We start from the raw sequence: 314 nt of genomic DNA, 5'->3' as shown, positions 1-314 counted from the left end.
GCAGTTACTGATTACAAGTACGACTCTTACGGCAACATCATCCAGAAGACCCTCCCTGCCAACGGCAAGGGACAGCGTATGTGGTACAAGTACCGCTATGAGCCTGAGATGAACATGTATGTTGAGCGCATTGACGATGCGTGGGGCTACCGCAGCGAGCAAGGCAATTTTGACTATCGCTATGGTATAGCCAAGGAGCATCGTGACCTCAACAACTTCTACTATGAGACTGATGTTGACGACCTCGGTCGCATTACTGGCGTGCGTGGTCCAAATGAGTTGGCTACGGGCGTGCCTTATGCCATCGCCTTTGA

1 protein-coding gene is annotated in these 314 nt (G+C 51.6%); it reads left to right on the top strand.

The genetic code is table 11. The annotated features are described in order from the left end of the window. Positions 1-314: hypothetical protein (locus tag DW917_RS18015; RefSeq protein WP_233524829.1), on the top strand; the 314-nt coding region annotated here is incomplete at both ends.

It is taken from the genome of Prevotella sp. AM42-24 (assembly GCF_003461825.1).
GTDB classification, from domain to species: domain Bacteria; phylum Bacteroidota; class Bacteroidia; order Bacteroidales; family Bacteroidaceae; genus Prevotella; species Prevotella hominis.
This window is presented reverse-complemented; position numbering and strand designations above follow the sequence as displayed.